We start from the raw sequence: 555 nt of genomic DNA on the forward strand, positions 1-555 counted from the left end.
ACAGCATCGTGACCAACAGCAACGATTCCGTCACACTGCGCCTCATGACTGAGCATGACCTTGCGATGCTCTATGAGTGGCTAAATCGATCTCATATCGTCGAGTGGTGGGGCGGAGAAGAAGCACGCCCGACACTTGCTGACGTACAGGAACAGTACTTGCCAAGCGTTTTAGCGCAAGAGTCCGTCACTCCATACATTGCAATGCTGAATGGAGAGCCGATTGGGTATGCCCAGTCGTACGTTGCTCTTGGAAGCGGGGACGGATGGTGGGAAGAAGAAACCGATCCAGGAGTACGCGGAATAGACCAGTTACTGGCGAATGCATCACAACTGGGCAAAGGCTTGGGAACCAAGCTGGTTCGAGCTCTGGTTGAGTTGCTGTTCAATGATCCCGAGGTCACCAAGATCCAAACGGACCCGTCGCCGAGCAACTTGCGAGCGATCCGATGCTACGAGAAAGCGGGGTTTGAGAGGCAAGGTACCGTAACCACCCCAGATGGTCCAGCCGTGTACATGGTTCAAACACGCCAGGCATTCGAGCGAACACGCAGTG

General features: G+C 54.6%; 1 protein-coding gene. It reads left to right on the forward strand.

Annotated features, from left to right (window positions below; genetic code table 11):
- Window positions 1-8: 8 nt before the first annotated feature.
- Window positions 9-555: AAC(6')-Ib family aminoglycoside 6'-N-acetyltransferase (gene aac(6')-Ib / locus SJ312_RS23325; protein WP_063892398.1), on the forward strand; the 547-nt coding region annotated here is incomplete at its 3' end.

This window comes from Providencia sp. CIM-Carb-044 (genome assembly GCF_033901115.1).
Taxonomy (GTDB): Bacteria; Pseudomonadota; Gammaproteobacteria; order Enterobacterales; family Enterobacteriaceae; genus Providencia; species Providencia hangzhouensis.